Here is a 22,552-nt window from a genome sequence, read left to right as displayed (position 1 = left end):
AAGACTACAAAAATTGAAGAAAGGTGCAAAAAAAAGAAAATATTTTAAATAAACTTATTAATGCCTTAAAACAAGATATTTATTACTTTTGCTATTAAGGATTCAATAATTAAAAAATATAAATGGAAGCATACGATTGTATAATAAGCCGAAGAAGTATTCGTAAATATAACAGTGAACCTGTAAGCAAAGAAGATATTGAACAACTTTTAAAGGCAGCATCTTATGCTCCTTCGGCAAATAATTATCAGCCATGGCAATTTTTGGTAATTACAGAAAGAGAAATGCTTGATAAATTATCTGTTGTGCATCCATATGCAAAAATGTTAACACAAGCTCAGGTTGCAATAATGGTTTGTGGAGATTACGATATACAAACAGAATTAGGATATCAGGTTGTTGATTGTTGTGCAGCAACTCAGAATATATTGTTAGCAGCACATTCAATTGGATTAGGAACAGTATGGTTGGGGTTATATCCAAGACAAGAAAGAATTACCGACATGAGAAAAATATTTAATTTACCAGAAAACATTACACCCATCTCACTTGTAGCAATAGGCCATCACAATGAAGAAAAACCTATACCAGAAAGATTTAACAAAGAGAAAATACACTATAATAATTGGTAGTTACTGCAACTTCCCATTCAAATAAACTGAATCTATAACATTACTCCCAAACGAGTATGGAAGAAATTCAATTGATGGTATTGGTTTAGTTATAATAAAACTTGCTGACTTACCTAATGAAATAGTTCCTAATTGTTCTGAAACTCCCATAGCATATGCTGAATTAACTGTAACAGCATGTATAACTTCTTCCGGTAACATTTTGTAATTAATGCATCCCATGGACATTATTAAATTCATATTTCCGGATGGAGATGAACCCGGATTATAGTCGGAAGCAAGTGCAACAGGCAAACCGGCATCTATCATTTTACGTGCAGGAGCTAAAGGCATGTTTAAAAAGAATGCAGCTCCGGGCAATATTGTAGGCATAGTATCAGATTCCATTAAGCATGCAATCTCTTCATCGCCTGTGTACTCAATATGATCAACAGATAATGCACCATATTTAACACCAACCTGAATTCCGCCTGAAAGTGCTAATTCATTTGCATGAATTTTAGGACGTAATCCATGTTTTAATCCTGCCATTAATATTCTTTCAGTTTGCTCCGGTGTAAAAAAACCTTTATCGCAGAATACATCAATAAAATCGGCTAAATCCTCACCTGCAACAACAGGTATCATTTCGTTAATAAGTAAATCAATATATTCTTCGCTGTTTTCTTTATATTCTAATGGAATAGCATGTGCTCCTAAAAATGTAGCTTTAATCTTTGCACAGGTATTTTCTTTCATCTTTCTAATTACCCGAAGCATTTTTAATTCACTTTCGGTATTTAAGCCATAACCGCTTTTAATTTCAATTGCACCAGTTCCAAGTTTTATAACTTCATTTAAACGAACCATTGATTGTTCGTACAAATCATCTTCTGATGTTTTCTGAATAAGCTTAGCAGAATTTAATATCCCTCCTCCTCTTTTTGCAATTTCTTCGTAACTAAGTCCCTTAATTTTATCTACAAACTCTTTCTCTCTGCTGCCTGCATAAACAATATGACTATGTGAATCGCACCAGGTAGGAAGTACATATTTACCGGTTGCATCAATAATTTTATTGGACATTGAGAAGTATCGCTCACGCTTAATATTCATGTCTTCCATTGGACCAAAATCCATAATGCGACCACTCTCAACATATAAAAAAGCATCTTTAATAACCGGCAGTTTTGACATTTGTTTTCCACAAACTTTTAGTCGTGATTTTGGTTCCGCCTGAATTAATTCCTTAATGTTAATTACAAGAAAATTCATAATTCTCAGTTAAATAATGTTTTTTTACAGCAGTTCAAAAATAACTATTAATATTAAATACAAAAACTTATTTTTGTGAATTATCAAATTAAATAATATGTTAAAGAAAATCCCGCATACATACGTAATAGTTTTTTGCATAATAATATTTGCAGCAATACTTACATGGATTATTCCCGGTGGTGAGTTTACACGTCAAACCGTTAAGGTTAGTGGTATTGACAGAGAAGTTGTTGTAAATAATTCATTTCACTATACTGAAAACCAGCCACAGACTTGGCAAATATTTTCTGCATTCTTTACAGGTTTCGAAAAACAGGCTCATATTATTATTTTCATTCTTATAATTGGTGGCGCATTTTGGATTATGAACAGTACTAAAGCAATTGATATTGGAATAATGTCATTTCTTAAAGCGTCCAAAAACCTTGAAAACTGGAAAATCATTAAAAAGATAGGTATTAATAATATTTTTATTGTTATTATAATGCTTATATTTAGTGTATTTGGGGCAGTTTTTGGCATGAGCGAAGAAACTATTGCTTTTGTTATCATATTTGTTCCTCTTGCCATTTCAATGGGTTATGATTCAATTGTTGGTGTTTGTATGTGTTATTTGGGAGCACACCTTGGATTTGCAGGTGCCTTGCTAAACCCTTTTACAATTGGTATTGCTCAGGGAATTTCACAAATTCCACTATTTTCAGGTATTGAATATAGATTTTTTTGTTGGATAGTAATTTCAACTATTGGAATTGCTTTTGTTTTATGGTATGCTAATAAAATTAAAAAGAATCCCAAACTTTCTATAATGTACAACGAAGATGAATATTGGCGAGCAAAACATCTTGAATCATCCGAAGAAATAAAATTTAAAACACCTGTTAGTGGTTGGATCGCTTTCATTCTGTCATCTGCACTATTAATTTATATTTCTTATTTATATCCGTTAACTAAGTTATCTATTGGAGATAAGTTTACAGTTTTGCCAATTTTACCTATAACTACTGGTCTTTATGTTATTACAAGTTTTTTTAGCATGAGGAAGTCAGTGCATTTTTTCATACTTAATATTCTGATGTTTACAATGTTATTTCTCATAATTGGTGTAATGGGTTACGGATGGTATGTTATGGAAATTGCTACTTTATTCCTTGTTATGGGACTTATATCAGGAATTGCTTTTGGTTTTGGTGCAGGTGAAATTGTTAAAAGTTTCCTTGAAGGTGCTAGAGATATAATGTCAGCAGCTTTGGTTGTTGGTCTTGCGGGTGGTATTATTGTAATTTTAAATGACGGAAAAATAATTGATACTATTCTTTATGGAGCAGCTGAATCATTAAGAGATCTTGGAAAAGTTGGTTCTGTAAGTATGATTTATTTAATTGAAACTATGCTAAATATATTTATCCCATCAGGAACAGCAAAAGCAGCACTTACAATGCCAATAATGTCACAATTTTCCGACTTAATAGGTATTTCAAGACAATCTGCTGTAACTGCATTCCAGTTTGGTGGTGGGTTTACAAATATGATTACTCCAACTAGCGGAGTATTGCTTGGTGTGTTAAGTATGGCAAAAATTCCTTATGGTAAGTGGTTTAAATGGATGCTTCCTCTTATGATAATTCTTTTCTTTTTGGGATTTGTACTTTTATTACCTACTGTACTAATGAAGCTTAATGGATTTTAATAAATTTAATAATTTACTAAATTACATTTAGTTATTTTTAATAAGCTTCAGTTTTAAGCAGAATGTTTTACCTAAAACACTGACATTTTAGCTATTCTCTTGTGCTTTAAATCATATGTTTTTGTTTTTCTCAATGTTAATTTTGAAGAAATAAATTATTAAATAATATTCAAAATTAAATTATTATTATATGAAAACATTTAGTTTTAAAGTAGATCCATTAACCCACGAGGAATATCTGGAAGTCTATTTAAGAGGTCAACAATTAGTAAATGATCCATTTTTAAATAAGGCATCAGCTTTTTCTGATGAGGAAAGATATAGCCTTGACATCATTGGTTCGCTCAGATACAAAACATCAACTCTTGATATTCAGTTAAAGAGAAATTATGAAAATTATTTAAAAAAACCAACAGATATAGATAAATATGTGTTCTTACAGGCTCTATTAAACAGAAATGAAATTCTTTTTTACAGATTACTTTTAGAACATCTTGAAGAAATGTTACCTATAGTTTATACACCAACTGTAGGTCAGGCATGTTTACAACTTAGTCATATAACACGAAAATACAGAGGGATTTATTTAAATCCTGATAATATCAGAAATATTGATAAAATCTTTCAAAGTATAAGTTCTCCGCAAATATCTTTAATAGTAGTTACTGATGGAGAAAGAATTCTTGGTCTTGGCGACTTAGGTTCTGATGGCATGGGTATTCCAGTAGGTAAAGTTAACCTTTATATTGCTGCCGGTGGATTGCATCCTGCATGTTGTTTGCCAATTACTCTTGATGTAGGTACTAATAATGAAGGATTATTAAATGATCCATTATACCTTGGTTGGAACAGAAAAAGACTTGATGGTGAAAAGTATTATGAATTTATTGAAAAATTTGTGTTGGGTGTTAAACGTAATTTTCCACAGGCATTACTTCAATGGGAAGATTTCGCAAAACATAAAGCATTTACTTTACTTGAAAGATATCAGGATCGTATTCTTTCATTTAATGATGATATTCAGGGAACAGGTTCAATTGCTTTATCAGCAATGATGACAGCTATGAGAATTAAAAAATCCACATTTAAACAGCAGAAATATATTATTGTCGGTTTGGGTCAGGCAGGATCTGGTATTGCTTTTAACATAATGCAGATGTTGAAAGAAGAAGGTCTTACAGAAGAACAGGCAGCTGAATTAATATACGCAATTGACGTAAAAGGCTTGATTACTGATGATATGCCGGATCTTGAACCTCAGATGAGAATGTTTGCACAGAAAAAATCAAAGCTTAGCAATTGGAAGTTAGAAGATGCTAATAAAATTAATTTAAAAGATGTAGTTAAGAATTCTAAAGCAACTGTTTTAATAGGTGTTACAGCACAAACAGGTATCTTCAATCATGAAATACTTTCTGAGATGGCTAAAAATGATGAAAGACCTGTAATACTTGCGCTTTCAAATCCAACATCAAAATGTGAATGTACGCCAATTGATATGGTTAAAGCAACTAACGGAAAAGGGTTAATGGCTTGCGGAAGTCCTTTTGAGCCTGTGGATGGACCAAATGGTAAAATATATACATCGCAATGTAACAATATGTATATTTTTCCTGGATTAGGGCTTGGAGCATTAATTTCAAAAACTCCAAAAGTTACCTATAAAATGTTTTTAGCAGCGAGTAAAGAATTAAGTAATCTTGTTACAGAAGAGCAAATGAAACAAGGTCTACTTTTACCAGGATTTGAAAACATAAGAGAAGTGTCATTTCATATTGCAAAAAGAGTTGCAATTGAGGCAAGAGATGCTGGTCTTGGCAGATTAATAGATGATGAGCAATATGATCAGATTCTTAGAAAGGCACAATGGTACCCAAAATATTATAATTTCAGACCAGGAAAAGCATATACTGAATCTACATCGCTAATGTAATTTCAGAATAAAACCAAAGCGGGTATTTGAAAATAATTCAGATACCCGCTTTTGTTATTCTTAAAGAAGTAAATTACTTTTATTCATCTTCTTTTAATTCGTCAGGCAAATAGTGTAGAAAAGTATCGCCACGTAAACCAAGACGAATAGTTTCGAGAGAAACAACCTCATTAGGCGCAATATTTCCGAGATTTACCCCTGCACCTAATAATTTTACAAACCAAACCTGCTGTGCTTTATTTGGTGCTTCCCATAATATTGAATTTTCAGGAACATTCTCAAGTATTTTGTTAATCAAAACAACATGGGCATTTCCGTTAGATTTAAAAATGCCAACATTACCACTTTCGCGTGCTTCAGCAATTACATTTACAGATCCTGCAGCAAGCTCATTTTTCATCATTTTTATCCATTTATTCGGAGCTATAATGATTCCTGCATCTTTTGTTCCCACTTCAGAGATTACAGTAAATTCTTGTGAAAGTTTTCTTATGAATTCACATTTAACATCGTGCTCCATATGCATAGAACCATCAGAAACCTCGACCATATCTACATTATGACTTGATACATATTTTCTGAAATCATCATACATGTTTCTTACTACAAAAGCTTCAAAAAGGGTTCCCCCAAAATATGGTCTGATGTTATTTTGCTGAAATAATTTTATTTTTTCTTTAACATTTTTTGAAACAAGTGAAGTTCCAAAACCAAGTTTTAAATAATCAATTAAATGACCAGAAGAATCGCAAAGGTTTTCAGCTTCCTGTATGCTTAAACCTTTGTCCATAACCATTGTTAAACCTTTCTTTCTTGGTTTTTCATCACGTTCTGGTATATATGGTAATTTGTAGTTCATTATTTTAATTTTTTATTCGGCAAATTTAATAAGCCTTTGAAACCTGCAAAATCTTTTGCATCAGGAAATATTTTTAAAAAATCATAAATTAATGCAGAATCTGCTTCTATGGCCTGTTTCAGGTAATCTGCAGCTTTCTGATTTTTATCTTTTGAAATGTAAAGTCCTGCTAAACGATATAAAATTGGTGCTTTCTCTTCTATTGAAAAATAGCCATCCTCAAGCACATCAATAGATTTCTGATATTCTCCAAGGGCCTGATATAATTCTGATTGTAATAAAATATAATCTACCTCCTCTGGTGCAACTTTAATTGCTATTTCAACATGAGGTAATGCTTCATTATACATACCTGTTTTTAAATATAACTCAGCTAATGAGTATTGAGCTTCGGGATTTTCTGCGTCAATCAATACAGAATTATTTAAGCAAACTAAACTTCCTGCATAATCTTCCAGATACATTTTTATAACACCTAAACCAAGCCATGCGTCAGCATGATTTTTGTTTTTTTCTATAGTTATATCATAGTATTTAATTGCAGCATCTAGTTTATCCATTTTTTCGAAACACTCTCCTATATAATAGTAAACATCTGCATAGTCAGTATCATAATTTAAATACTCTTTATATATTTCAACTGCTTCAGAATATTTTTCAAGTGACAAAAATAAGTTTGCCTTAGCCAGATATGCACTTAAATATTCTGGATCAATTGCAAGAGCATAATCAAAAGCTTCTACTGCTTTTTCTATATTGTTAGCCTTTATATAAATAAGACCTAAATTATACCAATTAAATTCTAAAAATGGATTTATATCAATACATTTTAAATAGTATTCTATACTTTTATTATAATTTGAAATACCATCATAACAAAATGCCATTTCAGCTAATAATTCAATATTATCAGCATTAATTTCAATGGATTTATTCAGATATTTTATTGCTAAAGCAAATCTGTTTGTATGCCCTAAATGAAATCCTATTGAAAATAATATTTCATCTTTTTTTAAGTCTTCAGGAATAATATTAATACATTCTTCAAATTTCCTTATAGCTTCTTTGGTATTGTTAAGATTTAAATAAGTAATACCTAACAATAAAAATATTTCAAAATTTTCAGGATCATGAATTAACGCAGTTTTTAATTCTGAAAGAGCTTCAACCGGTTTACCTTTATCTAATAATAATTGTGCTTTTTTTAGCTTTATTTCAGGAGAAGATGGAAAAAGTCCAGATGCAATATTTGTAGCTTCAAATGCACTTGAAAATTTATTTTGTTCAACATAAAAATCAATAATAGACTCAAAGTCATCTATATCAAAAAAGAAAGGTTTCTTCTTTCGCAACAAATCTTCGTAGCGATGAACAATCTCCTCACGATTTTTTTCCTCAAAATAACGATCGTTGTCTTCAAACATAGTATTTCCTCATTCAACATCAAAAATACGAAAAAAATGAAGATAAATAAAATCAAATTTTATTTTTAAATTTTCAATGTTTTTTTTTCTGAAAACCAATTGACGTTTTTTGAATTCTTATTTTTGAATAAACTAAAATCGTAAATGTTAATAAACTCGACTTTCAAATTGTAATAGTATCTGAACTATTATGTGTTATGAATATTTGTTGTGATATAATGTTAGTTGAAAAATATTAAAATTAATTCTTTTTGAAAGTCACTTACTTATCATTTTTGATGTAAAATTGTATCGAATATTTACGAAAAATAATTCAATTGAAGATTTATTAAAACTATGGAAAGCAATTCATTAAGCGAATCACTAATAAATGAGACAGAGGTGAACAAGGAAGAAGAACCTCCGAGTCTGGTTGCAAAATACCACATTAATCGTCATAAAGTAATTGATTCTCTTTTACATACAACTGAAACTAAAACTACATCTTTTTTCAGAAAAGAGTACTTACCTGGTGTAACCGATGATGAATGGAATGACTGGCACTGGCAAATTAGAAATAGTTTCAGATATTTTAGTCAGTTAGAAAAATTCTTTAAAATAAAACTCCCCGAAACACACGAATCTATTAATAAAGATTCTCTTCCATTAAGAATAACTCCATATTACGCAAGCCTCATAGATTTTTCGGATGCAAACGATCCACTCTATAAGAGTGTAGTTCCTTCTGCAAATGAATATAAAATTTTTCCAGGCGAATCATCAGATCCGCTTCATGAAAATAACAATAGTCCCGTTCCAAATCTTGTTCATCGTTATCCCGACAGAGCACTTTTTCTCGTAACAGGCTTTTGCAGCACATATTGCAGGTATTGTACACGATCGCATATGGTTGCTAAAAAAGAAAAATCACATTTTAGTTTAAATGATTTTGAGCCAGCTTTTGAATATCTGGAAAATCATCCTGAGGTACGTGATGTTTTGCTTTCTGGTGGAGATCCCTTTACATTACCGCAGGACAGACTAGAATATATCTTACAAAGATTACGTTCAATACAGCATATTGAAATTATCCGCATCGGAACAAAAGTCCCTGCTGTGCTTCCTCAAAGAATTACTCAGGAATTTGTTGACATGCTAAAAAAATATCACCCGTTATTTGTGAGTATTCATTTTACTCATCCATCTGAATTAACTCCTGAAGTAGAGCAGGCAACAAAGCTTCTTGCTAATGCCGGAATTCCATTAGGAAGCCAGACAGTTTTACTTAAAGATATAAATGATAATGTTACAACAATGAAAAAACTAATGCACGGTTTATTAAAATTCCGTGTCAGACCTTATTATTTATATCAGTGCGATCCTATTCTTGGGTCAGGACATTTCAGAACAACAGTAAAAAGTGGTTTGGAAATAATTAAAGGATTGCGCGGATTTACCTCCGGATATGCAATTCCAACATATGTTGTAGATGCTCCGGGTGGTGGTGGAAAAATTCCTTTACTACCAGATTATGTTACTTCGCATAATAAAAAAGGTTTAAAACTTAAGAATTACGAAGGAAAAACATATCTTTATCCTGATTACATTTCAGAATAATAAATTTAATATATGCTTGTCGGGATAACTTACGACCTTCGTGACGAATATCTTAAAGAAGGTTTTACCGAAGAAGAAACTGCCGAATTTGACAAAGAAGAAACAATTGAAGGTATCGAAAATGCTTTGATTAAAGCAGGATTTGAAACTGAAAGAATAGGTCATATTCGTAATCTCGCAAAACTTCTTGTTGAAGGAAAAAAATGGGATATTGTTTTTAATATTTCTGAAGGAATGTATGGACTGGCACGTGAAGCACAGGTTCCTTGCCTTCTTGATGCATACAATATTCCTTATGTTTTTTCTGATGGTCTTGTTCTTTCACTTTCATTACATAAAGGTCTAACTAAGCGTGTTATAAGAGATGCCGGTTTAGCTACACCCGATTTTGCAATTGTTGAAACAATAAACGATGTAGATGATATTAAATTAAAATTTCCTCTTTTTGCTAAACCTGTAGCCGAAGGAACAGGAAAAGGCATTTCAGGATTATCAAAAATAACTTCAAAAGAAGAATTAAAAGAAGTATGCAAAATGCTTCTTAAAAAATTTAATCAGCCTGTATTGGTTGAAAGATTTTTGCCTGGAAGAGAATTTACTGTTGGTGTTGTTGGTACAGGAAAAGAAACCAGAGCGGTTGGTATAATGGAAGTAGTTTTCAAGAAAACAGAAAAAACAAAAATATATAGCTTAGAAAATAAAGAAAATTATCACGAAGTAATTGATTATTCTGTTCCTGAAGAAGAAATTACTAAACTTTGTTACGAATTAACAGAGAATTGCTGGCAGGTTCTTGGCTGTCGCGATGGTGGCCGTGTTGACTTAAGAATGGATGATACAGGAGTTTTAAATTTTATTGAAGTTAATCCTTTGGCTGGTTTAAATCCTGTACACTCCGATTTGCCGATTTTATGTCGTTTTGCCGGAATCAGCTACCAAAAATTAATTGAAATGATAATGGATTCAGCTATTCAAAGAATAAAAAAATGAGAAAATTTGAAAAAGTTGCGATAGTTTATAACGAGGTTCAACAAAATGCAGGACCCGATGAACTCGATATTCTAGATCAGGTTGAACTGGCTGAAAACAGTCTGCACGAATTAGGATACAATACCTGTAAAATAACTGTAAATCTTGATTTGTCTCAGTTAAAAAAATCTTTACTCGAAGAAAAACCGGATTTGATTTTTAATCTTGTTGAAAGTATAAATAATCATGGCGAATTGTTATACTTCGCTCCTGCTCTATATAATAATCTAAAAATTCCTTATACAGGTGTAAATACTGAAGGCTTATTTATTACTACAAATAAACCTCTAGCAAAGCATTGGATGCGAAGTAACAATATACCAACAGCTGATTGGTTTGAGCTATATGAAACAGATAAATTAGATAAAAACAAAACCTATCTTGTAAAACCAAAGCTTGAAGATGGTTCGTTAGGATTTGATGATGATTTGGTTTTTAAAGGTGCAGATGTTCATAAATTTGAAAAAATAAAAACATTAAGCCCATTTCATTTTTTTATTGAAGAATATATTGAGGGTCGAGAATTTAATATTTCTGTTCTTGGCGGAGATAAAGGCCCGGAAGTACTTCCTGTTCCAGAAATGAATTTCCATAATTATCCTGAAGGTAAACCAAAAATAATGGGATTCCGTGCTAAATGGGAAGAAAATAGTTTCGAATACGATAATACATCTCGTAGTTTTATTGATGAAGAAGCAGAAAAAGAATTAGTAAATCTTTTAAAGAAAATTTGTATTGATTGCTGGAATACTTTTCAATTGACAGGCTTTGTTAGAGTTGATTTCAGAATTGATAAAGAAGGAAACCCATTTGTTCTTGAAGTAAATGCAAATCCTTGTATAACACCTGGCAGTGGATTTTACAGTGCATGCGAAAAAAAGGGATATAGTTTTTCATATGCAATTACAAGAATGATTGAAGATACAGTAAGGCATTTAAACTAAAAAACACTGTCATGTTGAGAGCTTGTCGAAGAATACTCGAAACCCTCAGGATGGCAAAAAACTAAATAAGATGAACATAACATTTCGCACTGAGCTAAGAGAATCAGATTTGACCGATATTCAGAATATTGTTGAATCTACCGGTTTTTTTTATGATTTTGAAATTCCTGTAGCTGTTGATTTAGCCAAAGAAGCATTAACACACGGTCAGGAGCAAACTGAGTATTATTTCTTATTTCTTGAAGTTGATGGAAAAACTGTAGCATATTCATGTTACGGTCCTATTGCTTGCACGATTGGTAGTTTTGATTTATACTGGATTGCAACACATAATGATTTCAGGGGAAAAGGTGTTGGCAAACAATTATTAGAAAAAACACATGAAGCAATTAAAGCCAGAGGCGGAAAATTAGTAATTGCCGAAACATCAGGTACAGAAAAATATCTTCCCACAAGAATGTATTATGATAAAGTTGGCTACAAAGCTGAGGCAATAATTAAAGATTTTTATCAGCCTGGTGACGATAAATTCATGTACGTTTTTAGATTATAGTTTTATGCTGTCAGGTCTTTCGACCTGACAATAATTTTCTTTCGAAATTGTGTTTGCCGCAGCAAATTGAGCCGCAATCTCTTTATAGGAAACTTAAGTCAGAATTTCGGATTTTAGACTTTCGAAATAAGTTTTAACTGCATCTCTGCTTTTTTAATTTTAATAACCTCACACAGGTAGTTTTCATTAAGCGAATAGTCTAAACATCTTGAATAATTAACAACAATCGCGCGATTTGTTTTTGAGCTTTTAGCTTTAATTACCAAATACTTATCTTTTGTTTTGCGAGTTTCTTTTTGCTTTACATCTAACAATGTAAAAATATCTTTGTCGCCTATTGAGTAAATGGGACTTTTAGGTTCTAAAAATACTCTTCCGCTACAATTTATCCTATCTATTCTACATCTGATTTCGTTTCCTACTTTAATATTATATTCATCATAATATTTAGTTGGAAGCAAATATTGTTTATCAAATTCTGACAATAAAATGAAATATGATTCATCTGATAGATCGATTATTTTCTCTACCAAAAAATTGAATTCATTTCCTTCTTCTATTATCATCTCTTTTTTTTACAAAATTACATTCGTTTTAACAAAACCAATACTTGTTTTAAGCTTTTATAACTATTTTTGATGAAAATAAGTAAACTCATTTTTCTAATAATTAATGTATGAGAATTTTAATTACAATTTTAATATTGCTTTTTTCGATATCATTATTGTTTTCGCAAAATAATAAGCTGATTACTTATTTCGAAAAATCAAATTATTTAGAGACACCACGCTACGATTCAACAATAGCATTTTGCAAGGCATTAGCCAAATTATCACCAATTATACATTACAGCTCATTTGGTGTTAGTCCTGAAGGCAGAGAATTACCCGTATTAATTGCCGATAAAGATCATATTTCAGATATCTCTTTATTAAAAAAAACAGGAAGAGTTATTTTGCTAATACAGGCTTGTATTCATGCAGGTGAACCAGATGGTAAGGATGCAGGCTTTCTACTTTTCAGAGATTTTATTTCAGACAAAAATATTTCAAAATATCTTGATAATGTTTCAGTAGTTTTTATTCCAATATTAAACGTTGATGGGCATGAGAGGTGGAGTGCATACAACAGAATAAATCAAAATGGACCAAAGGAAATGGGCTGGCGAACAAATGCCAATAATCTGAATTTAAATCGTGATTATATAAAAGCTGAAGCATCTGAAACGAAAGCATGGATTGAATTATTCAATAAATTAGATCCAGATTTTTTTATTGACAGTCATGTTACTGACGGTGCTGATTATATTTACCCGATAACATATGGTATTGAGATTAATGGAAATATGGATTCTAATTTAACCAATTGGCAAAAAAATATTTTTCTTCCTTCAATTACCAACCTAATGGAGAAAGTAAATTATCCTATATTTCATTATGTTAGTTTTAGAGAATGGCATAATATAGAAAGTGGATTGGAAAGCTGGGTTACTCCTCCTATGTTATCAAATGGTTATACTGCAATGGTTAATTGCCCTGGATTTTTGATTGAATCGCACATGCTCAAGGATTATAAAACAAGAGTTCTTTCAACATATAAAATGTTTGAATACAGTTTACAGATATTAAATAATTCTGGAAATGAACTAAAAAAATTCAGAAAAGAAGCTAATTCATATTCTGCATCTGAAAAATTCAGAAACAAACCTTTTCCGCTAGAGTTCAATTATACAAGCGATAGTACAATTATTGAGTTTAAAGGAATGGAATATACTCAGGAAAAAAGTGATTTAACAGGTGGTACATGGTTTAAATTTGGTAAAACTATAAAAAATTATAAATTACCTTACTTTAATAACATTATACCAACAATATTTGCAAACCTGCCTAAATATTATGTGGTTCCTAAACAATATACATTTGTTGAAGATATATTAAAAACTCATAACATTAATTACAATATTACTAAAACAGATACTACAATAGAAGTCTCTACATATTATTTTTCTGACGTTAAATTTTCTGATACTCCATATGAAGGAAGGCAAAGAGTAAATTCTTTTAAAGCCGATTCGATAAAAATAAAAATTCAATTACCAACTGGTTCAATTTTGGTTCCACTAAACCAATCAAAATCAAGATTAGTTGCACATATTTTAGAACCGAAGTCAGATGCTTCACTTTTAAAATTTGGATATTTCAATACAATATTTGAACAAAAAGAATATGGTGAATCATATGTTTTGGAACCTCTTGCTCGTGAAATGCTGGCAAATGACGCTAAATTAAAAGCTGATTTTGAAAATGAACTTAAAGTAAATCCCGACTTTAAAAAGAATTCATACGAAATGTTGAATTGGTTTTATGTGAGATCTAAATATGCAGATAAGCAACAAAATATATATCCGATTGGGAAAATATTTTAGAAATTGCAATACATTAATATAGAATAATATATAATCCCACACTGCCGTAATGACATTTAATATTTTTTAAACATGCCACAATGGCATTATTTTGCATTTTGTTTCTGACATTTTTTCAAATTTTTGATAACGGAATATAATTTGAAAATCCTCGAGCATAAATCAATTATTAACTAAAAAAATGGAGGACAAAATTATGTTACCAAGATTAAGAACATTCAGCCCAAGTCTAGTTGACAACTTTTTCAACAACGACTTTTTCGACAACTTTATTAGCAACAATGCTCCTGTGTATAACAGAAGTATACCTGCAATAAATATTGTTGAATCGAAAGAAAACTACAGAATTGAAATTGCAAATCCAGGATTGGACAAAGAAGATTTCAAAATAGATCTTCACAATGATTTGCTTACAATTTCTGGCGAAAAGAAAAATGAAAACGAAGAGAAAGAAGAGAAATTTATGCGTAAAGAATTTAATTACACATATTTTAAACGTTCTTTCATACTTCCAGATTCTGCAGATGCAGAGAAAATTGAGGCTACTCACAAAAACGGAATTCTTACCGTAACAATTAACAAGAAGGAAGAAGCGAAAGAAAAAGAGCCTCGCCAGATAAGTGTTAACTAATTTAAAAATTAGTTTAAAAAAGTGCCGCTAAAAAAATAGCGGCACTTTTTTTTTACAATATTGTCATGCTGAGTATGCGAAGCATCTATTTTGAAAATATTATTATATAGACTAGATTTCTCACTTCCGTTCGAAATGACAAAAAATAATACAAATGCACTCATAATATTGTCATGCTGAACATAGTGAAGTATCTATTTTGACAATATTATTATACAAACTAGATTCCTCTTTTCAGTCGGAATGACAAAAAGAAAATTAAGCATTTTTTTATGTATCAATAATTACCTTTGTAATTACAAAAAATATTGAATGCTTAAATTATTTAATAAAAATCTAGGACAACTTGAAAAAAAAACATTCAGGTTGCACTTTGTTTACTCAATAATTGAAGGGATTATAGTTGGTGTCTTAGCTTTAAATGAATTTGTATTTGTAAAAAGTCTAAATGGAAGCGATGTTTCAGTTGGTCTGCTTTTTCAATTTTCAGTTTTTGTTTTAACGTTTTCAGTTTTATTAAATGAGTGGTCGAAACGAATTAAAAATCAGAAGCGATTTATTATTACAGTTGGATTAATTACAAGACTTCCACTTTTTCTGCTTTTTCTTTTTCCTGATAATGTCGGTAATCTTGAATCAAACAAAATATATCACTTAGTTTTTTTACTTATTTTTCTGACTTATTATTTAGCAAATCCTATTATTTTTCCAATAATAAATCAGCTACTCAAATCAAGCTATCGTCACGAAAAATTTAGTCAATTATATAGTTATGCTACAATCGCAAACAAAATTGTAATGATGGTTGTAACATTCTTGTACGGCGTTTTACTTGATCAGAATGAAAATGTATACCGTTATGTTTTTCCTGTAATTTCAGTTCTAGGGATATGTTCTGTATGGTTACTGTCAGGAATTAAATCAACAGAAGATTTAAATGTTATACCTTCTCTCCCGCTTTGGCAATCGGTAAAGCGAAGCATTAAAAACATGAAATCAAAAATGAAATTAAACAAGCCATTTCGCGATTTTGAAGCTGCTTTTATGTTTTATGGATTTGCATTTATGGGGACAGTATCCGTTATAACAATTTACTTTGAAAAAGGGCTCGACCTAAATTATTCAAGTGTTGCATTTTATAAAAACTCATATAATCTGTTAGCAATTTTATTGCTTCCCATTTTTGGAAGATTAATGGGAAAAATTGATCCCCGAAAATTCTCGGCAATTACTTTTGCATCCCTATTATTCTATTTATTATTTATTGCTGCCACATCTTTTTTCCCATATTTCTCGGAAATTGAAGGTATCAGATTATATTATACTCTATTTATTGCAATGTTATTTAATGGTGTATTTGCCGCAACAATGTCGTTGTTATGGAGTATAGGCTCTGTTTATTTCTGTAAAACTGAAGAGGCTTCCGAATATCAATCCATACATTTAACTTTTACCGGACTTCGTTCGTTTTTGGCTCCATTGCTAGGAGTTTGGATATACTGGCTAGTAGGATTTACAGCAACTTTTTTAACAGGTGTTGTATTATTAGCTATTGCTGTAGGTATTTCATTAAAGAGTCAGAGAAAATACAGTTTATAACAATATTTGTAAATTTATGTTTGTCATGTTGAATGTCAAATGCGACAAAAGATACATTTTTTTAGAGTACTATTTTTTCGTTACATTACGTTTAATTCAGAATAACAAATCCATATTGTCATTCTGAGCATCGCGAAGAATCTAACTGCTAGAATAGATTCTTCATTTCGTTACACTACATTCAGAATGACAAAAGAGAATGTTATTTTACAATAAGTTTTTTTAGTTTACTCATGTACTCATCTGTATAAAGCCACATACCATAAATATGTCGACCTTTTATTTCCCAGAATTCCTTTGGTGATTGCGCATTGTTATAAAGTTCAGTCCCCATCCAGTATGGGATTACTTCGTCTTCTGTACTATGAATTATTAATTTTGGTATAGAAATATCTTTAATTAGAGTAGAAGCTTTATATTTTGATTTTACAAGTATTTGCGCAAATGGTTGAAGCCAAAAAGGTGAAATCTCAACTGCAATTGCATGATGATTAGTAAATGCTCCTTCAATAACCAAAGCTTTTATTTCTTTTTGATGATCATGAGCAATTTTTACAGCCAGATGCCCTCCTATTGATCTTCCTAAAACGACAATAGGAATATTTCTGCCTTTTGTTTTTTCTTTTAAATAAATTAAAGCACATTCAGCATCATCAACTAGATTTTGATGGCTTACTTCTCCTTGTGAGTTTCCAAAGCCCTGATAGTCTATAACTAATACCTCGAAACCTGCTTTCTGTAAAATTAACAAACTTGAAATCTGATCAGAAATATTACCAGCATTACCATGTAAAAGTAAAATAGCTCCAATTGCAGAATCTATTGGTGCTACATAATAACCGTCAATAATATTTCTGTTTTTTGAGGCAAAATTTACATGTTCAAATCCTAAACTGTCAGCTTCTTTTTGACGATTTAGAGATTTGTTAGGATAATAAAACATTTTTTCGAAAGAACAACTAACTATTAAAGTTAAAACAGCTAATATTATTAATAATCTAAGCATGTTTTTTTCTTTATTATATTTTACGATACTTAAAAAAATAGTTTACAATTTTTAAAAGATTTTTTCAAATATTTTCAATAAAAAAATTTATGGCATTGAATTAATCTTATTTTCCAGATCAATAAACCGTAACGAATCTCTTAAATAAATAAATGAAGATTCAGACTTCCATCTGTTTTTATCTGAAAAACCCATTTGTAGAGCACGATTAAGGGTATCAATAGCTGTTTTGTATTGTTTGTTAATTGCAAAATATACTCCGGTAAAGAATATTACATCAGGATTTGCAGGATCTGCAAGTCTGTATATTTTAAGATATTTTTCAGCCATTAATGTTTCTCCTGATTTTAATTCCTGAGAAGTTAACATATAACCAACCATACTAATATATTTTAGTAAACGTATATCACGATAATCAGACGGAGTTTTATCTTTTTTAATTAATGCAGCATTTAAAATTTTCATTTTTTTATCCCACCATTCCATATCTTTTTCGACAAAAGATTTTTGAATTTCTGATTGTGATTTTGTTTCAGATGTTAATGATAAGCTTAAAGACCTTTCAGCTGCTTTGGATTCATAACCTCCTAGATAATTAAATGCAAAAGATTTTTCAGTTTGAAATTGCTGGTTGGTTGACAACAAATCTCTTATTGCCTTAAATGTCATTGTTTTTTTCCATGCATCACGGATGGGAATTTTCTTAGTATAAGAAATTTCACGTGTCAGAAATGATTTAATGTTATCTGTTGTTTTTGTTTTCATATCTAATGAAATAGCAACAAATGCATATTCCATGATAGAATCAGGAGGCCATTCATGTTTACCTTCAAAATATTTAAAATGTGTTTTTAGTAAATTCTGGCGAATAACACTCTCTGATTTATATATTTCTAAAAAATTAAAATCTGTATAACCAGCGAAGCTAACATATAAAAAATTAGAAGTTTTTATATTAATTAAATCAGATAAACCAGCACCACAACCAATAACACCTTTAAAAACATTTTCATGTTGAGCAAGAAATGAAGCTACACGGGCACCACCACTAAATCCCATTAAATAAACATAATTGGAATCAATAGCTGTGTTATGCATTACATCATCTATTATACAATTTGAATAGTATGTATATCGATCAGAAGGCATATTATTCTGAATGTTGTTAGATGCAGCTAAAACTATTTTATATTTATTTGCCAGATCTTTATATTGTGATGCTGCATGGTTTCCGGAAGCATGTGGGTCAAAAATTACAATTAACGGATAAGATTTTAATGAATCTTCAGGAACAAATAAAGCATACTTACAAGATGCATCTGTAACAGCCGAGATAACATTAATAACTCCTCGCTTTATTCCCTGAGGTATAATAGTATCTTCGGGAATAGTTTCAATATTAGTAGTTGTTGATGATGTATTACAGCTAATTACAATTACTGAAAGAAAAATAAATAATAAAAATAATCTCATTTATAAGTTTTTTTACAAACCTAATGTAAATTTCATATAAACACAATATAGTTAAGAAAAATTAAGTAGATTTTTAAAGAAGATTTATCTGGTTTAAAAAACTTGTTTGAACAAAGAATTTTTATTTTTTCAACCCAAGTTTAGCTATTAAATCTTTCCTTCCGGTTTTATATAAAGCTGAAGCTATAATATGCTTAAATTCTGGCTTATAATAAAAGAAAAAACTTTTTTGTAATCTTTTTTCATCCATTAACTTTGAGACAAATACTTTTTCCCCGGTATAAGGATCTTTTCCTGTATAATACATTACCGAAGCCAATGTCATTGGTGTTGGAGTGAAATCCTGAATCTGTTCGGGCTGTGTTGATGTTTGCTTATTTGCCAATGCAAGTTCAGCCATATCTTCTAATGAGCATCCCGGATGACTTGAAATATAATAAGGAATAATTTGTTGATTTATTTTATTCTCACGATTAGTTCTTTCGAAAAAATCTTTCATTTCAGCATAATACTCAAATGATGGTTTACGCATTAGTTTTAAAACATGTGGTACAGAATGTTCGGGAGCAACTTTTAATCTTCCGGAAACATGATATTTAATTACCTCTGTAAGATATTCGAGATTAAGTTTTCTGAATCTAGATTTTTTATCAAGATTAATATCATATCTTATTCCACTGCCAATTGCTGCTTTTTTAATTCCTGATATAGCTCTAACTTTTCTATATAACTGCAACATTGCAGATGGATCTATACTTAAATTATTACATACAGAAGGAAAAATACAAGATGGGCGGAGGCACTTTTTACAAATTTCAAAATCTTCTCCTGCAAGTTTGTACATATTTGCAGAAGGTCCGCCTAAATCACTTAATTGCCCCTTAAATTCCGGCTCCTTAACAATGTTCTCAACTTCATTTATAATTGACTTTTCAGAACGGTTAGAAATAAATTTTCCCTGATGAATAGCCAGTGAACAGAACGAACAACCACCAAAACACCCACGGTGTATTGTTACAGAATATTTAATCATCTCATATGCAGAAATAGCACCTCTTTTAGCGTATTTAGGATGTGGAAGACGGGTAAAAGGCAAGTCATAATAATTATCCAATTCTTTTGTAGTAACCGGTTGATAAGGTGGATTAACAACTACAAATCGGTGTTGATGTGGCTGAACAATTACCTGTGCCTGAAATTTATTACTTTCAATTTCAATACTCTTAAATGCTTCACCAAAGGAATCTTTGTTTGAAAGACATTTTTCATATGAAGCAATTACAATATTATTTGCATTTTCTATAATGTTGTCTTCAATATATGCAATTTGAGGAATATTTTTCAAATCGCTGAATTTTGCTCCTTCTTTAAGTTTTCGGGCAATCTCTATCATAGGTTTTTCAGCCATTCCATAAACAAGAATATCAGCTTTACTATCAATTAAAACTGATGGTTTTAATGAATTTGACCAATAGTCATAATGTGCCAGTCTTCTAAGTGAAGCTTCAATGCCACCAATAATTACAGGCACATCAGGATAAAGAGTTTTTACAATATTCGAATATACAGTTACAGCATAGTCAGGTCTAAAACCGGCGCTACCGCCCGGAGTATATGCGTCATCAGAGCGTTTTCTAATATGTGCAGTATAATGATTTACCATACTATCCATATTGCCTGATGTTATAGCAAAGAACAAACGAGGTCTGCCAAACTTCTTAAAATCACGTAAATCATCTTTCCATTGTGGTTGTGGAATAATAGCAACTTTTAGTCCGGCTCTTTCAAGAACTCTTCCGATAACTGCAGCACCAAATGAAGGATGATCTACATATGCATCACCTGAAATAAGAATAACGTCCACCTCGGTCCAGCCAAGCTGTTCGGTTTCTTTTTTTGTAATTGGTAACCATCGATTCATATAGAAGTACTATTGCGAAATAATTATCGCAAAGTTAATTATAATTTATTATTTGTTGAAGATATTTACAATAAAGGAATAAATCCAATATTCTAAGAGTGGACACTAAGAATATTATATAAAAAAAGGCTAGTGATAACACTAACCCTTTTTATTGTTAATTTAATGGATGATCTAAATTAAACTGTTTTAATCGTTTTTCAAGTAAAGGTATTTTATCTAATCCAACCTGAGAAACACATGCTCTGAGACCTTCTATTCTCTCGCTTCCAGTTATTACTAAAGAAATTGCACTGATTCCATAATATAACATTTCTCTTAATAAGGCATCACCTTCAAAACCCGGATATGAAATTGTGAAATAAAATCCATCAGCTATTGGCTTATCATCGTCCATATCGTAAACAATTTTAAAGCCATTATCAGTAAAAAGCTTTTTCATTATATTAGCTCTTTTACCATATTCTTTTACATTTTCAACAAAATTTAATTTTCCATCATTAGCTGCCTTTAACATTGCTGCAAAACCGTATTGAACAGAATGTGCTGTACCTGATGATAATGAATAAATAGCTCTGTATAACATTGCATAACCAAATTTCTCACTTTGGAAATATGGATATAAATCGGGATATACACTTCCGAATAATTTACTGGAAATTACTAACATTCCAATTCTTTGTCCGGCATAACTAAATGCTTTAGAACCCGACACTAACAAAATGTAAAAATCTGTATATTTAGAAACAGAAGGTTGATAAGGAGCCACACCAGGCTTAGATAAATCAGTACGGAAATCCATAGCAAAATAAGCCAGATCTTCAATTACCACTACTTTATATTTAGTAGCTAAATCACCTATGATTTTTAATTCTTCTTCTGTAAAGCATATCCAAGAAGGATTATTAGGAGTTGAATAAATAATAGATGATATATTACCTTTTGTTAAATAGCTCTCAATTTTTTCGCGAAGTTTTTCTCCCCTGAAGTTATATACATCGAATGATTCATAAGGAATACCTAATGCACGATGTTGCTGTTTCTGAACAGGAAAACCTGGGTCTATAAATAGTGTAGTATTTCTTTCTTTTCTACATTTACTAAGTAACATAAATGAAGCAAACCCACCCTGCATTGATCCAACAGTAGGAATACAACATTCAGGAGAAGCTTCAATATTTGCAAAAAGTTTAAGAAATCTTGCACATTCGTTTTTTAATTCAGGAATACCATCAATCATTGGGTAAATTGAAGCAACACCACTATTTAATGCTTTAATTTCAGCTTCAACTCCAATCTGAGGAGCTGGTAATCCGGGGACTCCCATTTCCATACGAACATATTTTTCGCCCGTTAGACGTTCAATATCGTTCACCATTTTTACTAATTCGCGGATAGTAGCGCGTCCAATATCAGTAATTCCACTTGCCTGTATTACGTTGCTAACAACTTCATAATCTATAGGTGTCTTCTTCGTCATGGTCTCGCTCATGTTAGAATTTATTTAAAATTTTAAGGTTACAATATTAGTAAATAATAATAAGACCTAAAATGTTATATAATCATTTTAGTAAATAATT

General features: G+C 30.9%; 18 protein-coding genes. 10 read left to right on the top strand and 8 right to left on the bottom strand.

Annotation, left to right across the window (positions count from 1 at the left end):
- The first annotated feature begins 122 nt into the window (after positions 1 to 122).
- A complete protein-coding gene (locus tag HY951_12405; GenBank protein MBI5540856.1) occupies positions 123 to 632 on the top strand; it encodes a nitroreductase family protein in 510 nt (169 codons plus the stop codon).
- Here the strand turns inward: HY951_12405 and HY951_12400 are convergent, their stop codons facing one another.
- Positions 633 to 1,886, bottom strand: coding sequence for an imidazolonepropionase (locus HY951_12400; GenBank protein ID MBI5540855.1), 1,254 nt, complete (start codon positions 1,884 to 1,886; stop codon positions 633 to 635).
- 97 nt (positions 1,887 to 1,983) lie between these two features.
- Here HY951_12400 and HY951_12395 point away from each other — a divergent pair, with 97 nt between their 5' ends.
- The gene (locus HY951_12395; protein ID MBI5540854.1) at positions 1,984 to 3,579 is read left to right on the top strand and encodes a YfcC family protein; all 1,596 of its coding nucleotides are present in this window, start codon (positions 1,984 to 1,986) and stop codon (positions 3,577 to 3,579) included.
- A 190-nt stretch (positions 3,580 to 3,769) separates the two neighbouring features.
- Positions 3,770 to 5,512 (top strand): NAD-dependent malic enzyme, encoded by a 1,743-nt coding sequence (locus HY951_12390; protein ID MBI5540853.1) that lies wholly within the window; start codon positions 3,770 to 3,772, stop codon positions 5,510 to 5,512.
- A gap of 79 nt (positions 5,513 to 5,591) precedes the next feature.
- Here the strand turns inward: HY951_12390 and HY951_12385 are convergent, their stop codons facing one another.
- Complete coding sequence (locus HY951_12385) at positions 5,592 to 6,371, bottom strand: phosphosulfolactate synthase (GenBank protein ID MBI5540852.1); 780 nt, start codon at positions 6,369 to 6,371, stop codon at positions 5,592 to 5,594.
- Positions 6,371 to 7,795, bottom strand: coding sequence for a tetratricopeptide repeat protein (locus HY951_12380; GenBank protein ID MBI5540851.1), 1,425 nt, complete (start codon positions 7,793 to 7,795; stop codon positions 6,371 to 6,373). Before HY951_12380 ends, HY951_12385 begins: the two co-directional genes overlap by 1 nt.
- A gap of 336 nt (positions 7,796 to 8,131) precedes the next feature.
- On the opposite strand from HY951_12380, the gene HY951_12375 reads away from it, so the two are divergent.
- The 4 genes from HY951_12375 to HY951_12360 all read left to right on the top strand — a co-directional run bounded on the left by HY951_12375 (position 8,132) and on the right by HY951_12360 (position 11,917).
- The gene (locus HY951_12375) at positions 8,132 to 9,391 is read left to right on the top strand and encodes a KamA family radical SAM protein (protein MBI5540850.1); all 1,260 of its coding nucleotides are present in this window, start codon (positions 8,132 to 8,134) and stop codon (positions 9,389 to 9,391) included.
- 12 nt (positions 9,392 to 9,403) lie between these two features.
- Complete coding sequence (locus HY951_12370; GenBank protein MBI5540849.1) at positions 9,404 to 10,381, top strand: ATP-grasp domain-containing protein; 978 nt, start codon at positions 9,404 to 9,406, stop codon at positions 10,379 to 10,381.
- On the top strand, positions 10,378 to 11,364 hold the full coding sequence (locus tag HY951_12365; GenBank protein ID MBI5540848.1) for an ATP-grasp domain-containing protein: 987 nt from the start codon (positions 10,378 to 10,380) through the stop codon (positions 11,362 to 11,364). Before HY951_12370 ends, HY951_12365 begins: the two co-directional genes overlap by 4 nt.
- 70 nt (positions 11,365 to 11,434) lie before the next feature.
- The gene (locus HY951_12360; protein ID MBI5540847.1) at positions 11,435 to 11,917 is read left to right on the top strand and encodes a GNAT family N-acetyltransferase; all 483 of its coding nucleotides are present in this window, start codon (positions 11,435 to 11,437) and stop codon (positions 11,915 to 11,917) included.
- A gap of 113 nt (positions 11,918 to 12,030) precedes the next feature.
- Here the strand turns inward: HY951_12360 and HY951_12355 are convergent, their stop codons facing one another.
- Entirely contained in the window at positions 12,031 to 12,483 is a 453-nt protein-coding gene (locus HY951_12355) for a hypothetical protein (protein ID MBI5540846.1), read from the bottom strand.
- 110 nt (positions 12,484 to 12,593) lie between these two features.
- On the opposite strand from HY951_12355, the gene HY951_12350 reads away from it, so the two are divergent.
- The 3 genes from HY951_12350 to HY951_12340 all read left to right on the top strand — a co-directional run bounded on the left by HY951_12350 (position 12,594) and on the right by HY951_12340 (position 16,572).
- A complete protein-coding gene (locus HY951_12350; GenBank protein ID MBI5540845.1) occupies positions 12,594 to 14,342 on the top strand; it encodes a M14 family metallopeptidase in 1,749 nt (582 codons plus the stop codon).
- Positions 14,343 to 14,538: 196 nt separating this feature from the next.
- Positions 14,539 to 14,973: an Hsp20/alpha crystallin family protein gene (locus HY951_12345; protein ID MBI5540844.1), complete on the top strand. Its 435-nt coding sequence runs from the start codon at positions 14,539 to 14,541 to the stop codon at positions 14,971 to 14,973.
- Between the two features lie 312 nt (positions 14,974 to 15,285).
- Positions 15,286 to 16,572 (top strand): MFS transporter, encoded by a 1,287-nt coding sequence (locus HY951_12340; GenBank protein MBI5540843.1) that lies wholly within the window; start codon positions 15,286 to 15,288, stop codon positions 16,570 to 16,572.
- Positions 16,573 to 16,774: 202 nt separating this feature from the next.
- Here the strand turns inward: HY951_12340 and HY951_12335 are convergent, their stop codons facing one another.
- From HY951_12335 to HY951_12320, 4 genes are all read right to left on the bottom strand, one after another.
- Entirely contained in the window at positions 16,775 to 17,578 is an 804-nt protein-coding gene (locus HY951_12335) for an alpha/beta fold hydrolase (GenBank protein MBI5540842.1), read from the bottom strand.
- Positions 17,579 to 17,665: 87 nt separating this feature from the next.
- Positions 17,666 to 19,051 carry a hypothetical protein gene (locus HY951_12330; GenBank protein MBI5540841.1) on the bottom strand — a complete coding sequence of 462 codons (1,386 nt, stop codon included), beginning with the start codon at positions 19,049 to 19,051 and terminating at the stop codon, positions 17,666 to 17,668.
- Positions 19,052 to 19,172: 121 nt separating this feature from the next.
- Positions 19,173 to 20,972 (bottom strand): YgiQ family radical SAM protein, encoded by a 1,800-nt coding sequence (locus HY951_12325; GenBank protein MBI5540840.1) that lies wholly within the window; start codon positions 20,970 to 20,972, stop codon positions 19,173 to 19,175.
- A gap of 157 nt (positions 20,973 to 21,129) precedes the next feature.
- Positions 21,130 to 22,452, bottom strand: a complete 1,323-nt coding sequence (locus HY951_12320) for a pyridoxal phosphate-dependent aminotransferase (protein MBI5540839.1) — start codon at positions 22,450 to 22,452, stop codon at positions 21,130 to 21,132.
- Between the last annotated feature and the right edge of the window lie 100 nt (positions 22,453 to 22,552).

The sequence above is a fragment of the Bacteroidia bacterium genome, from assembly GCA_016218155.1.
Classification (GTDB): Bacteria; Bacteroidota; Bacteroidia; order Bacteroidales; family GWA2-32-17; genus GWA2-32-17.
The sequence above is the reverse complement of the archived record's forward strand: the minus strand, read 5'-3'. Positions and strand labels throughout refer to the sequence as shown.

Excerpts from the sequence above, each read along its gene's own strand:
- HY951_12405 (MBI5540856.1), top strand. The coding sequence starts at position 123 with ATGGAAGCATACGATTGTATAATAAGCCGAAGAAGTATTCGTAAATAT.
- HY951_12400 (MBI5540855.1), bottom strand. The coding sequence starts at position 1,886 with ATGAATTTTCTTGTAATTAACATTAAGGAATTAATTCAGGCGGAACCA.
- HY951_12395 (MBI5540854.1), top strand. The coding sequence starts at position 1,984 with ATGTTAAAGAAAATCCCGCATACATACGTAATAGTTTTTTGCATAATA.
- HY951_12390 (MBI5540853.1), top strand. The coding sequence starts at position 3,770 with ATGAAAACATTTAGTTTTAAAGTAGATCCATTAACCCACGAGGAATAT.
- HY951_12385 (MBI5540852.1), bottom strand. The coding sequence starts at position 6,371 with ATGAACTACAAATTACCATATATACCAGAACGTGATGAAAAACCAAGA.
- HY951_12380 (MBI5540851.1), bottom strand. The coding sequence starts at position 7,795 with ATGTTTGAAGACAACGATCGTTATTTTGAGGAAAAAAATCGTGAGGAG.
- HY951_12375 (MBI5540850.1), top strand. The coding sequence starts at position 8,132 with ATGGAAAGCAATTCATTAAGCGAATCACTAATAAATGAGACAGAGGTG.
- HY951_12370 (MBI5540849.1), top strand. The coding sequence starts at position 9,404 with ATGCTTGTCGGGATAACTTACGACCTTCGTGACGAATATCTTAAAGAA.
- HY951_12365 (MBI5540848.1), top strand. The coding sequence starts at position 10,378 with ATGAGAAAATTTGAAAAAGTTGCGATAGTTTATAACGAGGTTCAACAA.
- HY951_12360 (MBI5540847.1), top strand. The coding sequence starts at position 11,435 with ATGAACATAACATTTCGCACTGAGCTAAGAGAATCAGATTTGACCGAT.
- HY951_12355 (MBI5540846.1), bottom strand. The coding sequence starts at position 12,483 with ATGATAATAGAAGAAGGAAATGAATTCAATTTTTTGGTAGAGAAAATA.
- HY951_12350 (MBI5540845.1), top strand. The coding sequence starts at position 12,594 with ATGAGAATTTTAATTACAATTTTAATATTGCTTTTTTCGATATCATTA.
- HY951_12345 (MBI5540844.1), top strand. The coding sequence starts at position 14,539 with ATGTTACCAAGATTAAGAACATTCAGCCCAAGTCTAGTTGACAACTTT.
- HY951_12340 (MBI5540843.1), top strand. The coding sequence starts at position 15,286 with ATGCTTAAATTATTTAATAAAAATCTAGGACAACTTGAAAAAAAAACA.
- HY951_12335 (MBI5540842.1), bottom strand. The coding sequence starts at position 17,578 with ATGCTTAGATTATTAATAATATTAGCTGTTTTAACTTTAATAGTTAGT.
- HY951_12330 (MBI5540841.1), bottom strand. The coding sequence starts at position 19,051 with ATGAGATTATTTTTATTATTTATTTTTCTTTCAGTAATTGTAATTAGC.
- HY951_12325 (MBI5540840.1), bottom strand. The coding sequence starts at position 20,972 with ATGAATCGATGGTTACCAATTACAAAAAAAGAAACCGAACAGCTTGGC.
- HY951_12320 (MBI5540839.1), bottom strand. The coding sequence starts at position 22,452 with ATGACGAAGAAGACACCTATAGATTATGAAGTTGTTAGCAACGTAATA.